Annotated in this window: 18 protein-coding genes; 14 read left to right on the plus strand and 4 right to left on the minus strand. The window is 71.1% G+C overall.

Annotated features, from left to right (window positions below):
* Together ACFY0P_RS24840 and ACFY0P_RS24845 are read right to left on the minus strand one after the other, a co-directional pair.
* Entirely contained in the window at positions 1 to 441 is a 441-nt protein-coding gene (locus ACFY0P_RS24840) for an SPW repeat protein (RefSeq protein ID WP_388916943.1), read from the minus strand.
* Positions 442 to 578: 137 nt separating this feature from the next.
* Positions 579 to 1,952, minus strand: a complete 1,374-nt coding sequence (locus ACFY0P_RS24845; RefSeq protein ID WP_388916946.1) for a cryptochrome/photolyase family protein — start codon at positions 1,950 to 1,952, stop codon at positions 579 to 581.
* Between the two features lie 174 nt (positions 1,953 to 2,126).
* Between ACFY0P_RS24845 and ACFY0P_RS24850 the strand changes: the two genes are divergently transcribed.
* Complete coding sequence (locus ACFY0P_RS24850) at positions 2,127 to 2,330, plus strand: hypothetical protein (RefSeq protein WP_388916949.1); 204 nt, start codon at positions 2,127 to 2,129, stop codon at positions 2,328 to 2,330.
* Here ACFY0P_RS24850 and ACFY0P_RS24855 read toward each other — a convergent pair.
* A complete protein-coding gene (locus ACFY0P_RS24855) occupies positions 2,316 to 4,748 on the minus strand; it encodes a SpoIIE family protein phosphatase (RefSeq protein ID WP_388916952.1) in 2,433 nt (810 codons plus the stop codon). The two genes, ACFY0P_RS24850 and ACFY0P_RS24855, sit on opposite strands and share 15 nt — an antisense overlap.
* A 247-nt stretch (positions 4,749 to 4,995) precedes the next feature.
* Here ACFY0P_RS24855 and ACFY0P_RS24860 point away from each other — a divergent pair, with 247 nt between their 5' ends.
* From ACFY0P_RS24860 to ACFY0P_RS24875, 4 genes are all read left to right on the plus strand, one after another.
* Positions 4,996 to 6,081: an S-(hydroxymethyl)mycothiol dehydrogenase gene (locus ACFY0P_RS24860; RefSeq protein WP_388916955.1), complete on the plus strand. Its 1,086-nt coding sequence runs from the start codon at positions 4,996 to 4,998 to the stop codon at positions 6,079 to 6,081.
* Positions 6,082 to 6,342: 261 nt separating this feature from the next.
* Positions 6,343 to 6,705, plus strand: coding sequence for a bifunctional 3-phenylpropionate/cinnamic acid dioxygenase ferredoxin subunit (locus ACFY0P_RS24865; RefSeq protein ID WP_388916958.1), 363 nt, complete (start codon positions 6,343 to 6,345; stop codon positions 6,703 to 6,705).
* On the plus strand, positions 6,702 to 7,865 hold the full coding sequence (locus tag ACFY0P_RS24870) for an NAD(P)/FAD-dependent oxidoreductase (protein ID WP_388916961.1): 1,164 nt from the start codon (positions 6,702 to 6,704) through the stop codon (positions 7,863 to 7,865). Before ACFY0P_RS24865 ends, ACFY0P_RS24870 begins: the two co-directional genes overlap by 4 nt.
* Positions 7,866 to 7,917: 52 nt before the next feature.
* Positions 7,918 to 9,051 (plus strand): aromatic ring-hydroxylating dioxygenase subunit alpha, encoded by a 1,134-nt coding sequence (locus ACFY0P_RS24875; RefSeq protein WP_388916964.1) that lies wholly within the window; start codon positions 7,918 to 7,920, stop codon positions 9,049 to 9,051.
* A gap of 60 nt (positions 9,052 to 9,111) precedes the next feature.
* Here the strand turns inward: ACFY0P_RS24875 and ACFY0P_RS24880 are convergent, their stop codons facing one another.
* Positions 9,112 to 9,909 carry an IclR family transcriptional regulator gene (locus tag ACFY0P_RS24880; protein ID WP_388916967.1) on the minus strand — a complete coding sequence of 266 codons (798 nt, stop codon included), beginning with the start codon at positions 9,907 to 9,909 and terminating at the stop codon, positions 9,112 to 9,114.
* A 149-nt stretch (positions 9,910 to 10,058) separates the two neighbouring features.
* Here ACFY0P_RS24880 and betA point away from each other — a divergent pair, with 149 nt between their 5' ends.
* From betA to ACFY0P_RS24925, 9 genes are all read left to right on the plus strand, one after another.
* The gene (betA, locus tag ACFY0P_RS24885; protein WP_388916970.1) at positions 10,059 to 11,729 is read left to right on the plus strand and encodes a choline dehydrogenase; all 1,671 of its coding nucleotides are present in this window, start codon (positions 10,059 to 10,061) and stop codon (positions 11,727 to 11,729) included.
* A gap of 3 nt (positions 11,730 to 11,732) precedes the next feature.
* The gene (locus tag ACFY0P_RS24890) at positions 11,733 to 12,569 is read left to right on the plus strand and encodes a 5,10-methylenetetrahydrofolate reductase (RefSeq protein ID WP_388916973.1); all 837 of its coding nucleotides are present in this window, start codon (positions 11,733 to 11,735) and stop codon (positions 12,567 to 12,569) included.
* 142 nt (positions 12,570 to 12,711) lie between these two features.
* Positions 12,712 to 14,181 carry an aldehyde dehydrogenase family protein gene (locus tag ACFY0P_RS24895; protein WP_388916976.1) on the plus strand — a complete coding sequence of 490 codons (1,470 nt, stop codon included), beginning with the start codon at positions 12,712 to 12,714 and terminating at the stop codon, positions 14,179 to 14,181.
* A 21-nt stretch (positions 14,182 to 14,202) separates the two neighbouring features.
* Positions 14,203 to 15,294 (plus strand): glycine betaine/L-proline ABC transporter ATP-binding protein, encoded by a 1,092-nt coding sequence (locus ACFY0P_RS24900; protein WP_388916979.1) that lies wholly within the window; start codon positions 14,203 to 14,205, stop codon positions 15,292 to 15,294.
* Positions 15,294 to 17,267 carry an ABC transporter permease gene (locus ACFY0P_RS24905; RefSeq protein WP_388916982.1) on the plus strand — a complete coding sequence of 658 codons (1,974 nt, stop codon included), beginning with the start codon at positions 15,294 to 15,296 and terminating at the stop codon, positions 17,265 to 17,267. Before ACFY0P_RS24900 ends, ACFY0P_RS24905 begins: the two co-directional genes overlap by 1 nt.
* A gap of 13 nt (positions 17,268 to 17,280) precedes the next feature.
* Positions 17,281 to 18,252 carry an ABC transporter substrate-binding protein gene (locus tag ACFY0P_RS24910; RefSeq protein WP_388916985.1) on the plus strand — a complete coding sequence of 324 codons (972 nt, stop codon included), beginning with the start codon at positions 17,281 to 17,283 and terminating at the stop codon, positions 18,250 to 18,252.
* A gap of 245 nt (positions 18,253 to 18,497) precedes the next feature.
* Positions 18,498 to 20,936 carry an FAD-dependent oxidoreductase gene (locus ACFY0P_RS24915; protein WP_388916988.1) on the plus strand — a complete coding sequence of 813 codons (2,439 nt, stop codon included), beginning with the start codon at positions 18,498 to 18,500 and terminating at the stop codon, positions 20,934 to 20,936.
* A gap of 108 nt (positions 20,937 to 21,044) precedes the next feature.
* On the plus strand, positions 21,045 to 22,328 hold the full coding sequence (gene glyA / locus ACFY0P_RS24920; RefSeq protein ID WP_388916991.1) for a serine hydroxymethyltransferase: 1,284 nt from the start codon (positions 21,045 to 21,047) through the stop codon (positions 22,326 to 22,328).
* Positions 22,325 to 23,557 (plus strand): sarcosine oxidase subunit beta family protein, encoded by a 1,233-nt coding sequence (locus ACFY0P_RS24925; RefSeq protein WP_388916994.1) that lies wholly within the window; start codon positions 22,325 to 22,327, stop codon positions 23,555 to 23,557. The genes glyA and ACFY0P_RS24925 overlap by 4 nt, the downstream gene beginning before the upstream one ends.
* The last annotated feature ends 11 nt before the right edge of the window (positions 23,558 to 23,568 follow it).

The following is a 23,568-nucleotide window of genomic DNA, read 5'->3' on the forward strand; positions in this document are numbered from 1 at the left end:
CTAGGTCATAGGCGTCCGCTTGGCCGCCGAAGCGGCGCACACCAGCCCGAGGCAGAGGGCCAGCGCGCCGATGATGACGTTGTTGATGATGACGCCCGTGTCCGGGCTGGTGCCGACCACCCAGGGGGCGATGATCATCCAGATGCCCAGCGCGCACATGGCCCAGCTGAGGCCGTACATGCGCTCCGGTGCCCTGGTGAAGCCCAGTGCCAGCAGACCTATCGCTATGCCCATGATCAGGTTGTGGGGCACGAGCGCGGGCTGGCTCGCCGTGTAGTGGAGGATCCACGGGGACGCCGCGCAGTACAGACCGAGCAGGAACACCGGTCCGTCCACCAGCGCCACATCACGACCGCCGAGCATGCGGGCGTAGCGCTCCCGCATCTCGGAGACATCGGGGTGGCTGGTTATGTCACTTCTGCCGTGCGAGACGTTGGCCATGACTCGTCTCCTTTGACTTGCAGGCCTGACCGCGTCTGGTGCGTGCGGTATACGCCGCTACAGTGCATTCTGCTCTTATTTCTTCTTTATGTGTACCTCCCGGACACTCTCGGGCTCTCCGGCCTTCCCGGGCGCGCTCAGGCGCGCTCCCGGGCCTGCCGGAACCGGGCGAGGCCGTCCGCCAGGTCGACGATCGGCTCCGGATAGCCGAGCGCCGCCCGGTCCGGGCCGCCCAGCTTCCACGGCTCGTGCACCTTCGCCCCCGGCAGTCCCGCCAACTCCGGCACCCAGCGCCGTACGTACGCGCCGTCGGGGTCGTAACGCCTGGCCTGGGCCACCGGATTGAGGACCCGGTTGGGGCGGGTGTCGGTGCCGGTGCCCGCCACCCACTGCCAGTTGAGCTGGTTGTTCGCCACGTCCCCGTCGACCAGCAGCTCCAGGAAGTGCCGGGCGCCCACCCGCCAGTCGACGTACAGCGTCTTGGCCAGGAAGCTCGCCGTCAGCAGCCGGCCCCGGTTGTGCATCCAGCCCTCGTGGCGCAGCTGGCGCATCGCCGCGTCGACGACCGGGTAGCCGGTGCGCCCCGCACGCCACGCCTCGGCGTCCTCGTCTGCGGCGCGCCCGGTGCGCCAACGGTCGTGTCTCGTCCGGTAGTCGGCCGTGGCCGCCGCCGGCCGCGCGGCCAGCACCTGCCGGTGGAAGTCCCGCCAGGCGAGCTGCCGTACGAACGCCTCGGCGCCCGGGCCGCCCGCCTTGCGCGCCCGGTGGACCAGCTCGACGGGGGAGAGCGTCCCGAAGTGGAGGTGCGGCGAGAGCCGGGAGGTCGCGTCGCCCGCCAGGTCGTCGTGGCGGTCCTCGTACGACCCGATGCCCGCGCGCAGCCAGGCCGTCAGCCGCCTGCGGCCCTCCGCCTCGCCACCGGCGGCCAGGCCCTCCGACACGCCGGACAGCCGGTCGCGGCGCGGCAGCGGCTCCGAGCCGACCCCGTCCGGGACCCGGACCCGGCGCGGCGCGGCCACGGCCGTCCGCAGCGGCTGCCGTGACCACTGCCGGAAGTACGGCGTGAACACCGCGTAGTGGTCCGAGCCGGCCGGGGTGACCGCGCCGGCCGGGACCGCCGCGGTCACCGCGTCGTGGACCTGCAGCCGCCGGCCGTCCGCCTCCAGGGCCCCGCGCAGCCGCTCCTCCCGGTGCTGCGCATGCCCGCTGACGTCGGCCGCGAGATGCACCGTGCCGGCGTCCGCCTCGGCCGCCACCTTGCACACCTCCTCGACGAGCTCACCCGAACGCACCACAAGCCGGCCGCCGTGCTCACGCAGCCCCGCGTCCAGATCCCGCAGGCAGTCGGCGAGGAACGCCAGCCGGTTGGGCACGGCGAAACCGGCCCGGTCCACCGCGCTGTCCCGCACGAACAGCGGCACGACCTCGTCCGAGCCGTCCAGGGCCGCCCGCAGCGGCGGATGGTCGTGCAGGCGCAGGTCGGCGGTGAACAGGACGACCGAGACGTTCATGGGGCTGCTCCGGGGCGGTGCGGCGGCATGCTGCGAAGACCCCACGCTCCCACTTCCCCGGGGCCGGAAGACGGACCGGCGGCCGGCGTCCCTCCGGCGTTTCCGGCATGTCCGCGTCGATCGGGGGCAGCCGCGGGGAAAGGCGAAAACCGACTCGGGAGGTGCAGGACCGCTATGGGCGCGAAGGTGCTGGAGCGTTTTCCCGCCGGGGCTCCCCGGGGCTCGTGGCCGGCCGAGGAGTACGCGGCGCGGTGCCGGGCCGAGGGCGGACGGGCGACCGTGGTGATGGACCTCAGCACGGACGCCTTCCTCGTCGTCGTACCCGGCCCGGACGACGACCGGCCCCCCGCCGCGGCGCGCGCGTCAGCCGGGCAGTGACTGCTCGGCCCAGATGGTCTTGCCCCGCGCGCCGTACCGCGTCCCCCAGTTCTGTGTGAGCTGGGTGATGAGGTAGAGACCGCGTCCGCCCTCGTCCGTGTCCCGGGCGCGCCGCACATGGGGCGAGGTGCTGCTGCCGTCCGAGACCTCGCAGATCAGGCTCCGGTCCCGGATCAGCCGCAGCGTGATCGGCGCACCGCCGTACCGCAGGGCGTTCGTCACCAGCTCGCTCACGATCAGCTCGGTGGTGAACGACTCCTCGCCCAGCCCCCACCGCGCCAGCTGCCGCGCCGTCAGCTCCCGCGCCCGGCCGACCATCCTCCCCTGAGCCTCGATCTCCCAGGTGACATGGGCGTCCGGGGCCAGACCGCTCATCCGGGCCACCAGGACGGCCACGTCGTCCTGGTGGCCCGGCGGCAGCAGATCACTGACCAGCGTGTCGCACACCTCCTGCGGGGCGGCCGACGCGGGGGTGCGGGAGAGCGTGGCGCGCATCCGGCGCAGCCCGGTCTCGAAGTCCTGGGCACGGGACTCCAGCAGCCCGTCCGTATAGAGGACCAGGAGGTCCCCGTCGGCCAGGGCGATCTCGCGCTCCTCGAACACGACACCGCCCAGGCCGAGCGGCGGCCCGCCGGGCAGGTCCACGAAGTCGACCGCGCCGTCCGCCGAGACCACCGCCGGAGGCGGATGCCCGGCACGCGCCAGCTGGCACAGCCGTGACACCGGGTCGTACACCGCGTACAGACAGGTCGCCCCGGTCACCAGGGACACCTCGTCGCCGCGCTCGTCGAGGAACCGGTTCATCTGGTCGTCCAGGTGGGCGAGGAGCTCCACGGGCGACAGGTCGAGATCCGCGAGGGTGCGGACGGCTCCGCGCAGCCGGCCCATGGTGACCGCCGACTGCAGACCGTGCCCGACCACGTCGCCCACCACGAGCGCCACCCGTGCCCCGGACAGCTGGATCACGTCGAACCAGTCCCCGCCCAGCCCGGTGTGCTCGCTGGCCGGCAGATAGCGGGAGGCGGTCCGCACCGACGACGGCGACGGCAGCCGCTGGGGGAGCAGACTGCGCCGGAGGGTCCGCGCCGTCGTCCGCTCCCGGTGGTAGCGGCTGGCGTTGTCGACGCACACCGCGGTGCGGGTCACGATCTGCTCGGCGAGCAGCACGTCCTCGGGCTCGAACCGGCGGGGGCTGCGCGAGCGCATGAAGACGGCGGTGCCGAGGGCGACACCCCGCGCGAGCATGGGGACCAGCAGCCAGGAGTGCACGTCCGGGCCGGCGCCCGGTGCCCGGCGGGGATCCGCGGTGACGGGGCGCAGTTGCTCGTCCGCGAGGAGGACGGACTCGCCCTTCGCCAGGGCGTCGAGAAACGGCGAGCCGGGCGCCGTCGCCACCGTGTCGAGCTCGCCCACCCGCACCGCCCGGGCCCCGCCGGTGCCCGTGAACTCGGCCGTCGCGGCGTCGGACGCGGCCCGGCGCAGCAGCGGGTGGCGCGGCCGTGCCTCGTCGGCCGGCTCCGTGTCGTCGCTGTCGGAGAAGACGGAGTCCAGCAGGTCGACATGGCAGACGTCGGCGAACCACGGCACCGCGACCTCGGCCAGTTCCCGGGCCGTCTGCCACAGGTCCAGGGTCGTCCCGATCCGGGTGCCGGCCTCGTTGGCCAGAACCAGCCGCTCGCGCGAACGGACCCGCTGGGTCACGTCGGAGACCACATGGGCCAGCGCGATCACCGTCCCGGACGGGTCCCTGAGCGGCAGGATGGACTCCGACCACACGTAGTCGTCGGGCGAACCCGGTACGGGATGGCCGACGACCTCGGTGTCGATCAGCGCCTCGCCGGTCTCCAGCACCCGCCGCTGCCGCTCCTCCAGCGCGTCGATGTCCAGCAGGCCGGGCGGAGCCATCTCACGCATCGTGTGCCCGGAGTACTCGGTCCCCCGGAACACTCCGGCGCGCCGCTGCGCGAGGTTCTGGGCGATGAACCGCTGCCGCGTGTCGAAGAGGTCGATGTGGAAGGGGACGTCGGTGAACAGCCCCTGCAACAGGGCGCGACCGAATTCGTACGTGCGGTACGCCTGCGCGTCGGACGCCTGCACGAGCCACCGCTGCTCGCCGTCCGCGGCGGTGAGGGAGCGTGCCCAGACCTGGACCTCGACCGGTTCCCCGCCGCGCCGCCGCAGCACCAGCGGCCCCAGCCGGACACCCTCCTCCCACTGCCGGACGAGACGCCGGGCGTCGGCGGGGTCGTGGAGCAGTTCGTCCGCACGCCGTCCGAGGACCTCCCGCGCCGGGTGACCGAGCAGCGCCTCGGCGCCCGGACCCCAGGCCGCCACCCGGCCCCGCGCGTCCAGCAGCGCCTCCGCCTCGCCCCCGGGCTCCGGGAGCTCGCCGCGGCCGTCGAAGGTGATGTCGCGCATCCTCACCTCGGGCACATCCGTGCCGGACTCGGGATGTGGGGGTTTGTGGTGTTAGTGGAATAAATGATACCTGCGCGGGCGATGCCGGCCCCTCTGTGTACGTGGCGAAGGCCCCACGCGGGCCCGGTGCGGGCCCGCTGACGGATCCTTGACCCCCGCGGGGCCCTCCGCGATGCTGTGTTGCGAAACACGAGATGCGTGCCGTATTGGGCAACATCTCGCCGCCTCTGTCAGTCGAGGAGTGGCCATGTCTCAGCAGGTCCGTGCCGTCGTCGCGCGGAGCAAGGGCGCCCCTGTCAGCCTGGAGACCATCGTCGTGCCCGACCCCGGTCCGGGTGAGGCGCTGGTCAGGATCGAGGCCTGCGGGGTCTGCCACACCGATCTGCACTACCGCGAGGGCGGCATCAGCGACGAGTTCCCGTTCCTGCTGGGGCACGAGGCGGCGGGGGTCGTCGAGGCGGTCGGCGACGACGTCACCGACGTGGCACCGGGTGACTTCGTGATCCTCAACTGGCGTGCCGTGTGCGGCCAGTGCCGGGCCTGTCTGCGCGGGCGGCCGTGGTACTGCTTCGCCACGCACAACGCCAAGCAGAAGATGACCCTCACCGACGGCACGGAACTCTCGCCCGCCCTCGGGATCGGCGCCTTCGCCGAGAAGACGCTGGTCGCGGCCGGACAGTGCACCAAGGTCGACCGGCGCGCGTCGGCGGCGGCCGTCGGCCTGCTGGGTTGCGGCGTGATGGCGGGCCTCGGCGCCGCCCTCAACACCGGCGACGTCGGCCGCGGCGACAGTGTCGCCGTGATCGGTTGCGGAGGCGTCGGCGCGGCGGCCGTCCTCGGCTCGAAGCTGGCCGGCGCGGCGCGGATCATCGCCGTCGACATCGACGACCGCAAGCTGGACACCGCACGCGGGCTCGGCGCCACCCACACGGTCAACTCCAAGGAGACCGACGCCGTCGACGCGGTGCGGGAGCTGACCGGCGGCTTCGGCGCCGACGTCGTCATCGAGGCGGTAGGCCGCCCGGAGACCTACCGGCAGGCCTTCTACGCCCGTGACCTCGCCGGCACCGTCGTCCTGGTCGGCGTACCCACCCCGCAGATGAAGCTGGAGCTGCCGCTGCTGGACGTCTTCGGCCGCGGCGGGGCGCTCAAGTCGTCCTGGTACGGGGACTGTCTGCCCTCCCGCGACTTCCCGATGCTCGTCGACCTGTACCTGCAGGGCCGCCTCGACCTGGACGCGTTCGTCACCGAGACCATCGCCCTGGACGAGGTCGAGAAGGCCTTCGAGCGCATGCACCACGGTGACGTGCTGCGCTCGGTGGTGCTCCTGTGACGGGCGACCGCGGTTTCTGACCGCCCCGCCGACGAAGCGGCCCTGCCCCGGTGACGGCACCGGGGCAGGGCCGTGGCCGCACTTCACGCAGGCCTGTTCGCCCTGCTCACGCCTGCTTTCGAGGGTGGTTCGGCGTGCCCGGGGGAGCGCTGTCGGCGCCCGTGCAAACCGGCGCGTGAACTTCTTGACAACGCTTCGCGGCGGCCCCCAGACTGGCGTTGCGCTAACCGCAATCCGTTTCGCTATACGCACCGAGGTGTCATGATGATTCCCGCGTGCCGTCTCGCGGATCTGCCGCGAGGCGAGGCCCACCGGCTCGACATCGACCCGCCCGTCTCGGTGTTCCACACCGATGACGGCGAGCTCTTCGCCATCGACGACACCTGCACCCACCAGGACGCCTCGCTCGCCGACGGCTGGCTGGAGGGCTGTGAGGTGGAATGCCCCCTGCACGCCTCCAAGTTCGACCTGCGCACCGGCGCCGTGGACGCACCCCCGGCCAAGCTTCCGGTCCGCACCCACGAGGTCGTCGTGGAGGACGGAACGGTCTACGTCCGGCTCTCCGCCGACGCGCCCAACCTGCCGCCGTGCGTCTCCGCCCGCCTGGCCGGGGGCGCGGCGTGAGGACCGTCGCCGTGGTGGGCGCCTCGCTGGCCGGACTGTCGGCCGCGCGCTCCCTGCGGCAGCGGGGGTACGACGGCCGGCTGGTCGTCGTCGGCGACGAGCCCCACCGCCCGTACGACAGGCCGCCGTTGTCCAAGGAGTTCCTGGCCGGCGCCCTCGGCGAGCCGGATCTCGCGCTGGAGCGCGACGACGAGGACCTCGGGGCGGAGTGGCTGCTCGGCTCCCGGGCCGTCGGTCTCGACCGCACCCGGCAGGCGATCCGTCTCGCCGACGGCCGGGAGGTCCGCGCCGACGGCGTGGTCATCGCGACCGGTGCCGCCGCCCGTACCCTGCCCGGCACGGAGGGCCTCGCGGGCGTCCACACCCTGCGCACCCTCGACGACGCCCGCGCGCTGCGGGAGGACCTCGCACGGGGCGGCCGCCTGGTGGTGATCGGCGGCGGGTTCGTCGGCGCCGAGGTCGCTTCCACGGCCTGTGCCCTCGGCCTCGACGTCACCGTGATCGAGGCGGCGCCGACCCCGCTGGCCGGACCGCTCGGCGAGGCCATGGGCGCCGTCGTCTCCGCGCTCCACGCCGACCACGGGGTACGGCTGCTGTGCGGAGTGGGGGTCAAGGGTCTGAGCGGCGAGCGGCAGGTGGAGGGCGTGCTCCTCGAGGACGGCCGCAGCGTGCCGGCCGACATCGTCGTCGTCGGCGTCGGGGCGCGCCCCTGCGTCGAGTGGCTGGCAGGCTCCGGCGTCGTCCTCGACAACGGGGTGAAGTGCGGCGCCGACGGCCGCACCAGCGTGGCCGGGGTGGTCGCCGTCGGCGACTGCGCCAACTGGTACGACCCGCACACCGGCACCCATCGCCGGATCGAGCACTGGACGGGCGCGCTGGAACGCCCGGACAGCGCCGTCGCCACGCTGCTCGCGCACGGGGCGCGGGAGCCGGGCGCGCCCCGGCCGCCGTACTTCTGGTCCGACCAGTACGGCGTGAAGATCCAGTTCGTCGGCCACGCCGCCGGGGCCGACAGCGTGACGGTCGAGGAGGGCTCGACCGACGACCGCAGCTTCCTCGCCGTGTACCGGCGGGAGGGCCGGCAGGTCGCCGTGCTCGGGATGAACCAGCCGCGGCTGTTCACCCGTGCGCGCAAGCAGTTCGGCTCCGCCGCGTCCTGACCCGGCGTCCGCGCCACCCCACCGATCCACGACGTCCTCCGAGGAGTGCACCGTGACCTCGACCAGCCTGCCGGACAGCCTGATCGCCACCCTCCCCGGCTCCGCCTACACCGATCCCGGGATCTTCGCCCAGGAGCAGGAGCGCATCTTCGAGACGATGTGGTTCTGCGTCGCCCGCGCGGCCGATCTGCCGAAGCCCGGCGCTTTCCGCACCGTCGACGTGGGCCGCGAGAGCATCCTCGTCACCCGGGCCCGGGACCGGTCGATCCGCGCCTACTTCAACGTCTGCCGGCACCGCGGCGCCAAGCTCTGCACCGAGGAGACCGGCGAGGTCGCCCGTGCCTTCCAGTGCCCGTACCACGCCTGGACCTACGGCCTCGACGGCAAGCTGGTCGCCGCGCCCAACCTCACCAAGATGCCCGACGTCGGCCGCACCGAGTACGGCCTGGTGGGCGTGGCCGTCCGGGAGTGGCTCGGCTATGTGTGGGTGTGCCTCGCGGAGAACCCGCCGTCCTTCGAGGAGGACGTGATCGGGGCGGCGGTCGAGCGGCTGGGCGACGTCGAGTCGATCGAACGCTACGGCGTCGAGGACCTCGCCGTCGGCAGGCGGATCGTCTACGACGTCCGGGCGAACTGGAAGCTCATCGTCGAGAACTTCATGGAGTGCTACCACTGCGCCACCATCCACCCCGAACTCACCGAGGTGCTGCCCGAGTTCGCCGACGGCTACGCGGCCCAGTACTACGTCGGCCACGGCGCCGAGTTCGGCGCGGAGGTCCAGGGCTTCACCGTCGACGGCTCCGAGGGACTCGACCGCATTCCGGGGGTCTCGGCGGACCAGGACCGGCGGTACTACGCGATCACCGTGAAACCGCAGGTGTTCATCAACCTGGTGCCGGACCATGTGATCTTCCACCGGATGTACCCGGTGGCCGTCGACCGCACCATCGTCGAGTGCGACTGGCTCTACCTCCCGCACGTCGTCGAGACCGGCAAGGACGTCAGCCGGTCCGTGGAGCTCTTCGACCGGGTCAACCGCCAGGACTTCGAGGCCTGCGAGCGCACGCAGCCCGGCATGAGCTCACGGCTGTACGCCAAGGGCGGGGTGCTGGTGCCCAGCGAGCACCACATCGGCGCCTTCCACGACTGGGTCCACGATCGGCTCGGCACCCGGCAGCCGGAGTGACGCCCGCGGCCCGCGCGGGCGGGGCGGACGCGGGCCGTACGGCGGCCGTTCCGGGGGTGCTCAGCCCAGGTACCCCATGCGGTGGCTGATCTCCTCCGCGCCCTTCACCAGCACCGGGGCCAGCTCGTGCATGCGCTCCTCGGTGAACCGGTAGGACGGACCGGAGGCGCTGATCGAGGCGATGACCACACCGTCCCGGTCCCGGATCGGCGCGGCCATGGCGTGCAGCCCGATCTCCAGCTCCTCCAGCGTCCAGGCGTACCCGCGCTCCCGGGCCTCGGCGAGGTTCGTCTCCAGCTTCGCCTTCGAGGAGATGGTGTGCGGGGTCAGCTTCTTCAGACCCCCCTCCGAGATCAGCGCGGCACGCTCCTTGGCGGGCACGTGGGCCAGCATGATCTTGCCGCTGGAGGTGGCGTGCAGCGGGGTCAGCTGGCCGACCCAGTTGTGCGCGCTGACGGCGGCCGCGCCGCGGACCTGGTAGAGGTTGATCGCGTAGTGCTCCTGCATCACCGCGATGTTGACCGTCTCGCCGATCTCCTCGGCCAGCCGCTCGCACACCACCCGGCCCTGCTGGGTGACGTCGATGCGTCCCGTCACGGCGCCGGCCAGGCGTACGATGCCGAAGCCGAGCGAGTACTTGCCCCGCTCGCCCGACTGCTCCACGAGACCGCGCGCTTCCAGGGCGCCGAGCAGCCGGAACGCGGTCGACTTGTGAACATCGATCTCGGCGGCCACCTCGCTCACTCCCGCCTCGCCGCGCTGGGCCAGGATCTCCAGGACGCTGATGGCGCGGTCGACGGACTGCACGCCGCCGGAAGATGAGCCGTTCGTTTCGGTATCCGGACTGAAGTTGCTCATAGCGAAACTATACGCGCAGTAAACAACACGCTCCAAGTAACGCGATGTGAACAAAGATCTTACAAGTTGCGTTGTTCGCAACCTGGTGCGTATAGCGATACCCGTACTAGCATGCCGCGCAATCGACGGCGCGAGCGAGACGAGGCACCATGGCTCCCTTGCAGTACGACTTCGTCATCGTCGGCGGCGGCTCGGCCGGCAGCGCACTGGCGAACCGGCTCTCGGCCGACCCCGGTCACCGGGTGCTGGTGCTCGAGGCGGGCCGCCCCGACTACCCGTGGGACGTCTTCATCCACATGCCGGCGGCGCTGACCTACCCCATCGGCAGCCGCTTCTACGACTGGAAGTACGAGTCCGAGCCCGAGCCGGAGATGGGCGGCCGCCGCATCTACCACGCCCGCGGCAAGGTGCTCGGCGGCTCCAGCAGCATCAACGGCATGATCTTCCAGCGCGGCAACCCCATGGACTACGAGCGCTGGGCCGCCGACGCCGGCATGGAGACCTGGGACTACGCCCACTGCCTGCCGTACTTCCGCCGGATGGAGAACTGTCTCGCCGCCGACCCGGACGACGAGTTCCGCGGCCACGACGGCCCTCTGGTCCTGGAGCGCGGTCCGGCCACCAATCCGCTCTTCTCCGCCTTCCTCAAGGCGACCGAGGAGGCCGGCTACGCGCCCACCGACGACGTCAACGGCTACCGGCAGGAGGGCTTCGCCAAGTTCGACCGCAACGTGCACCGCGGCCGCCGCCTGTCCGCGTCGAAGGCGTACCTCAAGCCCGCCAGGAAGCGCCCCAACCTGACCGTGAGGACCCGCGCCCTGGTCACCCGCGTCCTCTTCGAGGGCAAGAAGGCGGTCGGCGTCGAGTTCCAGCGCGGCAAGGGCGCCCTTCAGCAGGTCCGCGCCAAGGAAGTGATCCTCTGCGGCGGCGCGATCAATTCCCCGCAACTGCTCCAGCTCTCCGGCGTCGGCAACGCCAAGGAGCTCAGCGCCCTCGGCATCGACGTCGTCCACGACCTGCCGGGCGTCGGCGAGAACCTCCAGGACCACCTGGAGGTGTACATCCAGTACGCCTGCAAGCAGCCCGTCTCCGTCCAGCCGTACCTGGCCAAGTGGCGGGCCCCCTTCATCGGCCTGCAGTGGCTGTTCCGCAAGGGCCCGGCCGCGACGAACCACTTCGAGGCCGGCGGCTTCTGCCGCAGCAACGACGACGTGGACTACCCCAACCTGATGTTCCACTTCCTGCCCATCGCGGTCCGCTACGACGGCTCGGTGCCCGCCGGCGGCCACGGCTACCAGGTCCACGTCGGGCCCATGTACTCCGACGCCCTCGGCTCGGTGAAGATCCGGAGCAAGGACCCGCGTGAACACCCGGCCCTGCGCTTCAACTACCTCTCCACCGAGCAGGACCGCCGCGAGTGGGTCGAGGCGATCAGGGTCGCCCGCGAGCTCCTCAACCAGCCCGCCCTCGCCCCCTACAACGACGGGGAGATCTCACCCGGCCCGTCCGTGGCGACGGACGAGGAGATCCTCGCCTGGGTCGCCAAGGACGGCGAGACCGCCCTGCACCCGTCCTGCACCTGCAAGATGGGCACCGACGAGATGTCCGTCGTCGACCCGACGAGCATGCGGGTGCACGGCGTGGAGGGACTGCGCGTGGTGGACGCCTCGGTGATGCCGTACGTCACCAACGGCAACATCTACGCCCCGGTGATGATGATCGCCGAGAAGGCGGCCGATCTCATCCTCGGCAAGGAACCGCTGCCCCCGTCGAAGGCCGTGTACTACCGGCACCGCGACGCCCAGAAGCAGGCCGGGTAGGCCATGGGCGCCGAGGCGCTGCGGGCGCTGCTGGCCCGTGTCCGCTACGAGGTGCTGCCGGCCAGGGCGACCGAGGAGAAGGTGCTCGCCCATGTGCCCCGCGACGTCGTGGTCACGGTCACGGCGTCGCCGGTCAAGGGCCTGGAACCGACCCTCGACCTCACCGAGCGGCTCGCGGCGCACGGCTACCGTGCCGTCCCGCACGTCCCCGCCCGGCTGCTGCGCGACGACACCCATCTGAAGGACGTCACGGAGCGGCTGTGCGCGGCGGGCGTCGACGACCTCTTCGTCCCGGCGGGCGACGCCGATCCGCCCGCCGGGACGTACGAGGGAGCGCTGCCGGTGCTGCGCCGGCTGACCGAGATGGGCAGACCCTTCAGGGAGACGGGGATCACCGGCTATCCGGAGAGCCATCCCCTCATCCACGACGACCTCACCATCCAGGCGATGTGGGACAAGCGGGCGCACGCCACCTACATCGTCAGCAACCTCTGCTTCGACGCGCGCGTGCTCGGCGACTGGCTCACCCGGATCCGGCGCCGTGACGTCACCCTGCCCGTGTACGTCGGCGTCGCCGGGCCCGTCCAGCGGGCCAAGCTGCTGTCCATGGCGACGAAGATCGGGGTGGGGGAGTCGACCCGCTTCCTCACCAGGCACGCCTCCTGGTTCCTGCGCTTCGCGGCACCCGGCGGCTACGACCCGCAGCGGCTGCTCACCCAGGCCGCGGCGGCACTCACCGCACCGTCGGCGGGCGTGGCGGGCCTCCATCTGTTCACCTTCAACCAGGTTGCCGAGACGGAGCGGTGGCGCCGTGCGCTGCTGGACCGCCTCGGCGGCTGACCCACTCCCGAGGCGTGCCGTTTTCGCGGCCGAATCGGGATACGCGAGCCCTTGACGGGTGTCAGTACATTCGGTCAGGGTGTTCCACCAAAAGCAATCCAATGCACAATGCGCAACGAATTCGGGCTCGAAGGGCGCGGCCGTGGCAGATCTGTATGTGGATGGAAAATGGCGCGCGGCGGTGGCCGGCGGCCACCGTGAGATCCGCTGTCCGGCGGACGGCACCCTCGTCGCGACGGTCTCCGAGGCGACCCGCCCCGACGCGGAGGCCGCGATCGCCGCCGCCCGGCGCGCCTTCGACGAGGGGCCCTGGCCGCACACCCCCGAGCGCGAGCGCGGCGCCCTGCTGCTGCGCACCGCCGACATCATCGAGCGCGACGCCAAGGAGTTCGCCCGCGCCGAGTCCCTGGACACCGGCAAGCGCCTGGTGGAGAGCGAGTACGACATCGCCGACGTCGTCTCCTGCCTCCGCTACTACGGCGGCATCGCCGGCACCAGCGCAGGACGGGTGATCGACACCGGCCGCGACGACGCGCTCAGCCGCGTCGGCTACGAACCCGTCGGCGTCTGCGGACTGATCACCCCCTGGAACTACCCGCTGCTGCAGGCCAGTTGGAAGGTCGCGCCCGCCCTGGTCGCGGGCAACACGTTCGTCCTGAAGCCCAGCGAGCTGACCCCCTCCACCTCGATCCTGCTGCTGAAGGCGCTGGAGGAGGCGGGACTCCCGCCCGGTGTCGGCAACCTGGTGCTCGGCGCGGGGCCCGAGGCCGGCGCCGCGCTCGCCGAGGACCCCGCCGTCGACATGGTGTCCTTCACCGGCGGGCTGGAGACCGGCAAGCGGATCATGGCCACCGCCGCCGCCACGGTGAAGAAGGTCGCCCTCGAACTCGGTGGCAAGAACCCCAACGTGGTCTTCGCCGACGCCGACTTCGACACGGCCGTCGACTTCGCGCTCACCGCCGTCTTCCTGCACTCCGGGCAGGTCTGCTCGGCCGGCGCCCGGCTGATCGTCGAGGACTCGATCCACGACGCCTTCGTCGACGAGATCGTCCGCCGGGCTCGGCTCATCCGCCTGGGCGGCCCTTTCGACCCCGAGGCCGAGACCGGAGCACTGATCTCCGCGCAGCACCGCGAGAAGGTCGAGGCGTACGTCGCCGCCGGGCTCGCCGAGGGCGCCGTACTGCGCTGCGGCGGCAGCCGCCCCGACGACCCGGCGCTCGCGAACGGCTTCTACTACCCGCCCACCGTCCTCGACGAGTGCGGCCAGGACATGCGCGTGGTGCACGAGGAGTCCTTCGGACCCGTGCTCACCGTCGAACGCTTCCGGGACGAGGACGACGCCGTCCGCATCGCCAACGACACGGAGTACGGCCTCGCCGGAGCCGTCTGGACACAGGACGCGGGCAAGGCCCAGCGGGTCGCCCGCAGGCTGCGCCACGGCACCGTCTGGATCAACGACTACCACCCCTATGTGCCGCAGGCGGAATGGGGTGGCTTCGGGCACTCGGGCGTGGGCCGCGAGCTGGGACCGACCGGCCTGGACGAGTACCGAGAGCCCAAGCACGTCTGGCAGAACATCCAACCCCGGCCGCAGCACTGGTTCCGCGGCTGACGCCGAAGAAAGGTCCCCACCATGCCCCCAGCCCAGACCGAGGCGTCGCAGCGGCGCGACACGTCCGAGGAACCCCGGGACCGCACCCCGGTCATCTCCGTGCGCCGGCTGTGGAAGGTGTTCGGGCCCAAGGCCGACGAGGTCCCGGGCTCCGAGGAGTTGTGCGGGCTCACCCGCCGCGAGCTGATGGACCGCACCGGCTGCACCGCCGCCGTGCGGGACGTCAACTTCGAGGTGTCGCCCGGCGAGGTCTTCGTCGTCATGGGCCTGTCCGGGTCCGGCAAGTCCACCCTGGTGCGATGTCTGACCCGGCTGATCGAACCCACCGCCGGCGAGATCGTCTTCGAGGGCGAGGACATCCGGGACGCCGACGCCCGGCGGCTGCGGGAGCTGCGGCGCAGCAAGTTCTCCATGGTCTTCCAGCACTTCGGCCTGCTGCCGCACCGCAAGGTCGTCGACAACGTGGCCTTCGGCCTGGAGATCCGGGGCATGAGCCGGGCCGACCGCGTGAAGCGCGCGATGGAGACCGTCGAACTGGTGGGCCTCGCCGGCTACGAGAACTCCTACCCCGACCAGCTCTCCGGCGGTATGCAGCAGCGGGTCGGTCTGGCCAGGGCGCTGGCCGGCGACCCCGACGTCCTCTTCTTCGACGAGCCGTTCTCCGCACTCGACCCGCTGATCCGCCGCGACATGCAGAGCGAGGTCATCCGCCTGCACCACGAGGTCGGCAAAACCATGGTGTTCATCACCCACGACCTCTCCGAGGCCCTGAAGCTCGGCGACCGCATCCTGATCATGCGGGACGGCAAGATGGTCCAGTGCGGCACCGGCGACGAGCTGGTGGGCGCCCCGGCCGACGACTACGTACGGGACTTCGTCAAGGACGTGCCGCGCGGCGACGTCCTCACCCTGCGCTGGATCATGCGGCCCGCAGAACCCGAAGACGCCCTCGACGGACCGGAATTGGGCCCGGACGTCGTCGTCCGCGAGGCGACGCGGGTGGTCCTCGCCGCCGAGAAGCCGGTCAAGGTCGTCGAGAACGGCAAGCTGCTCGGCATCGTCGGCGACGAGGAGATCCTCGCCGTCGTCGCCGGGCAGGACGGCGGCGCCTGATGGCCGCCGTCGCCGACGCGACCGCGCCGGTCGCGACGCTACGCAGGAAGGTCAGCCGCCCGATGGTGGTGGCGGCGATCCTGGTCGTCTGGCTGGTGCTCTTCGCCGCGTTCCGGGGCCGGCAGACGCTGACCCTGGCCGCCGCCGACCTCACCGGTCTGCACCGCTGGCTGAACGACGTCAACGACAGCATCGGCGCCAACCGCAACTCCAACCCGCTCTTCCTGTACTTCTTCAACGAGATCCGGCTGGTCATCGACAACCTGGTCACCTTCGTCCAGTCGCTGATCTCCCAGCCCGCCGACGGCCGCCCGGTCCCGCAGATCGGCTGGCTCGGCGTCGTCGGCCTCGCCGGTTACGTCTCCTGGGCCGTGGGCAACTGGCGGGTCGCCCTGCTGACCGTCGCAGGCTTCACCTTCTTCGGGCTCCAGGGCCTGTGGCAGGAGAGCATGGACACCCTGGCGCTGACCCTGTCGGCGGTCATGGTGGCCCTTCTCATCGGTATCCCGCTCGGCGTGTGGGCGGGGCTCTCCGACCGGTTCAACCGAATCACGACGCCGTTCCTGGACTTCATGCAGACGATGCCGACCTTCGTCTACCTGGCCCCGCTGACCCTGATCTTCCTGATCGGCGGCGCCTCCGCCGTGATCACCACCGTGATCTACGCGGCCCCGCCCGCCATCCGCATCACCGCGCACGCCATCCGTTCCGTCCCCGAGACCACCGTCGAGGCGGCCGACTCGCTCGGCACCACCCGCACGCAGCAACTGGTCAAGGTGCTGCTCCCGATGTCGAAGCGCACGGTCGTCATGGGCGTCAACCAGACCATCATGGCCGCCCTGGCCATGGTGACCATCGCCGCCCTGATCAACGCGCCCGGCCTCGGCGAGACCGTCGTCCAGGCGCTGCAGTCGCTCGACGTCGGCACCGCCTTCAACGCCGGCCTCGCCATCGTCGTGATGGCGATCGTCCTCGACCGGGTCACCACGGCGGCCGCCGCCCGCACCGGGACCCGCCGCTCGGGCGGGTGGTTCGTGAAGTGGCGCCGTCCGCTGCTCGGGGCGGGCGGGGTGGCGGCCGTCGTCCTGGTCTACCTCTCCCACACCTACGTCTGGGCGGCCGAGTTCCCCGGTGACGGCACCGTCGGCAGCCACATCGCGAGCGCGGCCGACACCGCGACCACCTGGCTGCAGGACCATCTCTCGGGCCTCACCAACGCCCTGCGGGACGCCCTCACCAACGGCCTGCTCAACCCCTTCCAGACCCTGCTCACCGACTCCCCGTGGTGGCTGGTCGGCGCCGTCCTGGTCGGGCTCGGCGCGGTCCTCGGCGGCTGGCGGGCCGGGGTGACCGTGGCCGTGTGCGTCGGTCTGCTGGTCGGCACCGGACTCTGGTCGGACAGCATGACCACCCTCGCCTCCACCGCAGTGGCCACCGTCCTGGTGATGCTGGTCGGCGTCGTCTTCGGCGTGTGGATGGGCCGCAGCATGCTGGTGGACCGGCTGATCCGGCCCACCCTGGACGCGGCGCAGGTCATGCCGCCGTTCGTCTATCTCGTACCGTTCCTGGCGCTCTTCGGCGCCACCCGCTTCACGGCGATCGTCGCGGCCGTCGTCTACGCGGCACCCGTCGCCGTCAAGATCATCGCGGACGGGGTGCGGAACGTGTCCGCGCCCACCGTGGAAGCGGCCACCTCGGCCGGGTGCAACACCTGGCAGATCATCACCAAGGTCCAGCTGCCGATGGCACGCAGCGCCCTGACCCTCGCGACCAACCAGGGCCTGATCTACGTGCTGTCGATGGTTGTGGTGGGCGGCCTGGTAGGGGCCGGCGCCCTCGGCTACGACGTCGTGGCCGGTTTTTCGCAGAGCGAGCTGTACGGCAAGGGGCTGGCGGCGGGGCTCGCCATCGTACTGCTCGGAGTCATGTTCGACCGGATCACTCAGGCTGCGGCACGACGCACCAGGGCATAAGGAGCTCGACACCATGGCACAACACTGGCGAGCCGGCGCGGCCGGCCTGGCTGTCCTCGGCCTCACCCTCACCGCCTGCGGCGGGGCGAAGGTCGGCGACACCTCCTCGGGCTCGGGCAGCTCGGGCGGCAGCTCCGGAAAGTGCGGCACGTTCAACCTCGCGGTCAACCCCTGGGTGGGCTACGAGGCCGACGCGGCGGTCGTCGCGTACGTCGCCGAGAAGAAGCTCGGCTGTACGGTCGTCAAGAAGAATCTCAAGGAGCAGGTCGCCTGGCAGGGCTTCGGAACCGGCGAGATCGACGCCGTCCTCGAGAACTGGGGCCACGAGGACCTGAAGAAGAAGTACATCACCCAGCAGAAGACGGCGGTGGAAGCCGGTCAGACCGGGAACAAGGGCGTCATCGGCTGGTTCGTGCCGCCGTGGATGGTGCAGAAGTACCCGGACATCACCGACTGGAAGAACCTCAACAAGTACGCCTCGCTCTTCAAGACCTCCGAGTCGGGCGGTAAGGGCCAGCTGCTGGACGGCGACCCGTCGTACGTCACCAACGACGAGGCGCTGGTGAAGAACCTCAAGCTGAACTTCAAGGTCGTGCAGGGAGGCAGCGAGACCTCGCTGATCCAGTCCTTCCGGCAGGCGGAGAAGAACAAGACGGCGTTCATCGGCTACTTCTACTCGCCGCAGTGGTTCTTCTCCGAGGTCAAGCTCGTCAGGGTCAATCTGCCCAAGTACACGACGGGCTGTGACGCCGACCCGGCGAAGGTCGCCTGCGACTACCCCGACTACAACCTGGACAAGATCGTCAGCGCGAAGTTCGCCAAGTCCGGCAGCCCCGCCTACAACCTGGTGAAGAATTTCAACTGGACGAACGACGACCAGAACGAAGTGGCCAAGTCGATCGCCGTGGACAAACTGTCCGACGACGCCGCCGCGAAGAAGTGGGTCGACGCCAACCCCGACAAGGTCGCTGCCTGGCTGAAGTAGCGAGGGCCGCCGAAAAGGGTAGTTCCGGGACGCCCGGCGGGCGGTGCGCAGCTGTGCGCGCCGCCCGCCGGGCGTTGCCGTTCTCCGGCCGCCGCCGGGGCCTTCTCCGCGGTGTCCCGCGGGGTGTTCCGCTGGGTCACCACCCCCTTGACACCCCTCCTCGGAGGCGGGCACATTGAGTTGCGCAGCCTGAATCACGTTGCGTACGAAGCAACTGCACCGGTCTCAAGTTCGGAGGTTGGGCGATGGCGGGACCCCGAGTGGTCATCATCGGAGCGGGAGTCGTGGGAGCGGCCCTCGCGGACGAGATCTCCGCACGCGGCTGGACCGAGGTGACCGTGGTCGACCAGGGCCCCCTCCCGGCCACCGGGGGCTCCTCTTCACACGCCCCCGGCCTGGTCTTCCAGACGAACCCCTCGAAGACGATGACGGAGCTGGCCCGCTACACCGTCGAGAAGTTCTGCTCCCTCGACGTCGACGGCAAGCCCTGCTTCCTCCAGGTCGGCGGCCTCGAAGTGGCCACCACCCCCGAGCGCCTCGCCGAGCTCCACCGCCGGCACGGCTGGATCACGTCCTGGGGCATCGAGGCGCGCATCCTCACCCCCGAGGAGTGCGTCGAACAGCACCCGCTGGTCAACCCCGACCGGGTCCTCGGCGGCCTCCTCGTCCCCACCGACGGCCTCGCCAAGGCCGTCCTCGCCGTCGAGGCCCAGATCCGCCGGGCCACCGAGCGCGGCGTCCGCTTCCTCGCCCGCCACGAGGTCCTCGACATCCGGCAGAGCGAAGGCGCCGTCACCGCGGTGGTGACCGACCAGGGCGAGATCCCCGCCGACATCGTCGTCTGCTGCGCGGGCATCTGGGGCCCGAAGATCGCCCGCATGGTCGGCATGAACCTCCCGCTCACCCCGCTCGCCCACCAGCTCGCCTGGACCGGCCCCGTCCCCGCCCTCGCCGGCCAGACCGAGGAGGCGGTCCGCCCGATCCTGCGCCACCAGGACGCCGACCTCTACTACCGAGACCGCTTCGACGCCCTCGGCATCGGCTACTACGGCCACCGCCCGATGCCGGTCTCCGCCGACGACATCCTCTCCGTGGACGAGGCCGACCAGATGCCGTCGGTCCTGAAGTTCACCGAGGACGACTTCGCCGACGCCTGGACCGAGACCCAGTCGCTCCTCCCCGCGACCCGCGAGGCCAAGGTCGAGGAGGGCATCAACGGCCTGTTCTCCTTCACCACCGACGGCTACCCGCTGCTCGGCGAGTCCCCGGACGTCAAGGGCTTCTGGGTCGCCGAGGCCGTCTGGGTCACCCACTCCGCGGGCGTCGGCCGCGCGGTCGCCGAATGGCTGGTCGACGGCCACTGCTCCTCGTTCGACCTCCACGAGTGCGACGTCAACCGCTTCGAGCCGCACCAGCTCTCCCCGGAGTACGTGCTGGCCCGCGACTGCCAGAACTTCGTCGAGGTCTACGACATCCTCCACCCCCTCCAGCCGTCCGGGAAACCGCGTCCGATCCGCACCAGCCCCTTCCACGCCCGGCAGCGGGAACACGGCGCGTTCTTCCTGGAGGCGAACGGCTGGGAGCGCCCCCAGTGGTACGAGGTGAACGCGGGCCTGCTCGAAGGCCGTTCGATCCCCACCCCCAACGACTGGGCCGCCCGCTACTGGTCGCCGATCGTCGGCGCCGAGGCCCAGGCCACCCGCGAGACCGTCGCGATGTACGACATGACCGCCCTCAAGCGCCTGGAGGTCAGCGGCCCCGGCTCCGCGGACTTCCTTGAGGGCCTGGTCACCGGCAAGGTCGCCAAGTCCGTCGGCTCGGTGACGTACACGCTGCTGCTCGACCACGACGGCGGCATCCGCAGCGACATCACCGTCGCCCGCCTCGCCCGCGACCTCTTCCAGGTCGGCGCCAACGGCAACCTCGACCTCGACTGGTTCACCCGTCACCTCCCGGCCGACGGCAGGGTCCAGGTGCGTGACATCACCCCCGGCACCTGCTGCATCGGCCTGTGGGGCCCCCTCGCCCGCGAGGTCCTCCAGCCGCTCACCGACGCGGACTTCTCGAACGAGGGCCTCAAGTACTTCCGCGCCAAGCGCGCCTACATCGGTTCGGTGCCGGTCACGGCGATGCGGCTGTCGTACGTCGGCGAACTCGGCTGGGAGCTGTACACGACCGCCGACCAGGGCGCGAAGCTCTGGGACACCCTCTGGCAGGCGGCCGAGCCGCTCGGCGGGATCATCGCCGGCCGCGGTGCCTTCAACAGCCTCCGCCTGGAGAAGGGCTACCGCTCCTTCGGCACCGACATGACCTACGAGCACGACCCCTACGAGGCCGGCGTCGGCTTCGCCGTCAGGCTCGACAAGGGCGACTTCGTCGGGAAGGCCGCGCTGGAGCGGCGCAAGGCGGCTGTGCGGCGCCGGCTGAGCTGCCTCACGATCGACGACCCGCGGGCCGTCGTGATGGGCAAGGAGCCGGTCTACGACGGTGAGCGTGCTGTGGGTTACGTGACCAGCGCGGCCTACGGCTACACGATCGGCAAGGGGATCGCTTACACGTGGCTGCCGGCGGAGCTCGCGGTGCCGGGGACGAGTGTGCAGATCGGGTACTTCGACCAGCGTGTGGAGGCGGTCGTGGCCGAGGAGCCGCTGTTCGATCCGGCGATGAGTCGTCTCCGTGGGTGAGGGATTCGTGTGGTGTCGTGGGTCGGCTGCGGGCTCGTCGTGGCTGGTCGCGCAGTTCCCCGCGCCCCTTCGGGGCGCTGAGGTCGTCGAAAGGATCGCGGAACCAGCATGAACGCGCTGAACACACCCCTGGCCGAGCTGGACCCCGAGGTCCATGCCGCGCTCAGTGCCGAACTGAACCGGCAGCAGTCCACCCTGGAGATGATCGCCTCCGAGAACTTCGCGCCCGTCGCCGTGATGGAGGCGCAGGGCTCGGTCGCGACGAACAAGTACGCGGAGGGCTATCCCGGCCGCCGCTACTACGGCGGCTGCGAACACGTCGACGTCACCGAGCGGTTGGCGATCGAACGGGTCAAGTCCCTCTTCGGGGCCGGGTTCGCCAACGTGCAGCCGCACTCGGGCGCCCAGGCCAACACCGCCGTCTTCTTCGCCCTGCTCAAGCCCGGCGACACGATCCTCGGCCTCGACCTCGCGCACGGCGGCCACCTCACCCACGGTATGCGCCTCAACTACAGCGGCAAGATGCTCGACGTCGTGCCTTACCACGTCTCCGAGACCGACAACCTCGTGGACCTGGACGAGGTGGAGCGGCTGGCCAAGGAACACCGCCCGAAGATGATCATCGCCGGCTGGTCGGCGTACCCGAGACAGCTGGACTTCGCGGTCTTCCGCCGGATCGCCGACGAGGTGGGCGCCCTGCTCATGGTCGACATGGCGCACTTCGCGGGCCTGGTGGCGGCGGGGCTGCACCCTAGCCCCGTCCCGCACGCCCACGTGGTCACCACCACGACGCACAAGACCCTCGGCGGCCCGCGCGGCGGAGTCGTCCTCACCAACGACGCCGACCTCGCCAAGAAGATCAACTCGGCGGTGTTCCCCGGGATGCAGGGCGGCCCGCTGGAGCACGTCATCGCGGCGAAGGCCGTCTCGTTCAAGGTCGCGGCAACCCCGGAGTTCGCCGAGCGGCAGGCCCGCACCCTGGCAGGTGCCCGTCTCCTCGCCGAGCGGCTGACCCGGCCCGACGCGGCCGCGGCCGGAGTGCGGGTGCTGACCGGCGGCACGGACGTCCACCTGGTCCTGGTCGATCTGCGGGAGTCCCCGCTGGACGGCCGCCAGGCGGAGGACCTGCTCCACGAGATCGGCATCACCGTCAACCGCAACGCCGTCCCCTTCGACCCGCGCCCGCCGATGGTCACCTCCGGCCTGCGCATCGGCACCCCCGCACTGGCCACCAGGGGCTTCACGGCGGAGGACTTCGCCGAGGTGGCCGACGTCATCGCGCTCGCCCTCCAGCCCGAGCCGGACCTCGCCGCCCTGCGCGCCCGCACCGAGGCGCTAGCCGCCAAGCACCCGCTCTACCCGCACCTCTCGCACGACGGAGACGTCCGATGAGCCCCCGCACCCCAGGCGCCGACCTCCCCGACCACCCGGACTTCCTCTGGCGCACCCCCGAGCCCGGGCGGTCGTACGACGTCGTCATCGTCGGCGGCGGCGGACACGGCCTCGCCACGGCCCACTACCTCGCCAGGAACCACGGCATCACCAACGTGGCCGTCCTGGAGAAGGGCTGGCTCGCGGGCGGCAACATGGCCCGCAACACCACGATCATCCGCTCCAACTACCTGTGGGACGAGAGCGCCGGCATCTACGAACACGCGCTGAAACTCTGGGAGGGACTGGAGGAGGAACTCGACTACCCGATCCTCTTCTCCCAGCGCGGCGTCCTGAACCTCGCCCACAGCCTCCAGGACGTCCGCGACAGCGTCCGCCGGGTCGAGGCCAACCGCCTCAACGGCGTCGACGCCGAGTGGCTCGACGCGGACGGCGTCAAAGAGGTCTGCCCGATCGTCAACACCTCACCCGACGTGCGCTACCCGGTGCTCGGCGGCACCTACCAGCCCCGCGCCGGCATCGCCAAGCACGACTACGTCGCCTGGGGCTTCGCCCGTTCCGCGGACGCGGCCGGCATCGACATCATCCAGAACTGCGAGGTCACCGGGCTGGACGTGGTGGGCGGCCGGGTCGTCGGCGTGCAGACGACCCTCGGCCCGATCGCGGCAGGCAAGGTGGCCCTCTGCTCGGCCGGCCACACCTCGGTCCTGGCCGCCATGGCGGGCATCGAACTCCCCCTCCAGAGCCACCCGCTCCAGGCCCTGGTCTCCGAACTCCTGGAGCCCGTCCACCCGACCGTCGTCATGTCCAACGCGGTACACGTGTACGTCAGCCAGGCGCACAAGGGCGAGCTGGTGATGGGCGCGGGCATCGACGCGTACAACTCGTACACCCAGCGCGGCGCGTTCCACATCATCGAGGAGCAGATGGCGGCGGCCCTCGAACTCTTCCCGGTCTTCGCGCGCGCCCACGTGCTGCGCACCTGGGGCGGCATCGTCGACGTCAGCCCCGACGCGTCGCCCATCGTCGGCCTCACCCCGGTGGAGAACCTCTACCTCAACTGCGGCTGGGGAACCGGCGGTTTCAAGGCCACCCCGGGCGTCGGCTGGGTCTACGCCCACACCATCGCCCACGACAGCCCTCACCACCTCAACGCCCCCTTCTCGCTCGACCGTTTCACCACCGGCGCGCTCGTCGACGAGCACGGCGCGGCCGCGGTGGCCCACTAGGGAGCCCAACC

Origin of the sequence: Streptomyces sp. NPDC001714, assembly GCF_042892755.1 — a bacterium.
Lineage (GTDB): Bacteria > Actinomycetota > Actinomycetes > Streptomycetales > Streptomycetaceae > Streptomyces.

Excerpts from the sequence above, each read along its gene's own strand:
- ACFY0P_RS24925 (WP_388916994.1), top strand. The coding sequence starts at position 22,325 with ATGAGCCCCCGCACCCCAGGCGCCGACCTCCCCGACCACCCGGACTTC.
- ACFY0P_RS24905 (WP_388916982.1), top strand. The coding sequence starts at position 15,294 with ATGGCCGCCGTCGCCGACGCGACCGCGCCGGTCGCGACGCTACGCAGG.
- ACFY0P_RS24880 (WP_388916967.1), bottom strand. The coding sequence starts at position 9,909 with ATGAGCAACTTCAGTCCGGATACCGAAACGAACGGCTCATCTTCCGGC.
- ACFY0P_RS24915 (WP_388916988.1), top strand. The coding sequence starts at position 18,498 with ATGGCGGGACCCCGAGTGGTCATCATCGGAGCGGGAGTCGTGGGAGCG.
- ACFY0P_RS24850 (WP_388916949.1), top strand. The coding sequence starts at position 2,127 with ATGGGCGCGAAGGTGCTGGAGCGTTTTCCCGCCGGGGCTCCCCGGGGC.
- betA (WP_388916970.1), top strand. The coding sequence starts at position 10,059 with ATGGCTCCCTTGCAGTACGACTTCGTCATCGTCGGCGGCGGCTCGGCC.
- ACFY0P_RS24910 (WP_388916985.1), top strand. The coding sequence starts at position 17,281 with ATGGCACAACACTGGCGAGCCGGCGCGGCCGGCCTGGCTGTCCTCGGC.
- ACFY0P_RS24860 (WP_388916955.1), top strand. The coding sequence starts at position 4,996 with ATGTCTCAGCAGGTCCGTGCCGTCGTCGCGCGGAGCAAGGGCGCCCCT.
- ACFY0P_RS24855 (WP_388916952.1), bottom strand. The coding sequence starts at position 4,748 with ATGCGCGACATCACCTTCGACGGCCGCGGCGAGCTCCCGGAGCCCGGG.
- ACFY0P_RS24845 (WP_388916946.1), bottom strand. The coding sequence starts at position 1,952 with ATGAACGTCTCGGTCGTCCTGTTCACCGCCGACCTGCGCCTGCACGAC.
- ACFY0P_RS24900 (WP_388916979.1), top strand. The coding sequence starts at position 14,203 with ATGCCCCCAGCCCAGACCGAGGCGTCGCAGCGGCGCGACACGTCCGAG.
- ACFY0P_RS24865 (WP_388916958.1), top strand. The coding sequence starts at position 6,343 with ATGATGATTCCCGCGTGCCGTCTCGCGGATCTGCCGCGAGGCGAGGCC.
- ACFY0P_RS24890 (WP_388916973.1), top strand. The coding sequence starts at position 11,733 with ATGGGCGCCGAGGCGCTGCGGGCGCTGCTGGCCCGTGTCCGCTACGAG.
- glyA (WP_388916991.1), top strand. The coding sequence starts at position 21,045 with ATGAACGCGCTGAACACACCCCTGGCCGAGCTGGACCCCGAGGTCCAT.
- ACFY0P_RS24840 (WP_388916943.1), bottom strand. The coding sequence starts at position 441 with ATGGCCAACGTCTCGCACGGCAGAAGTGACATAACCAGCCACCCCGAT.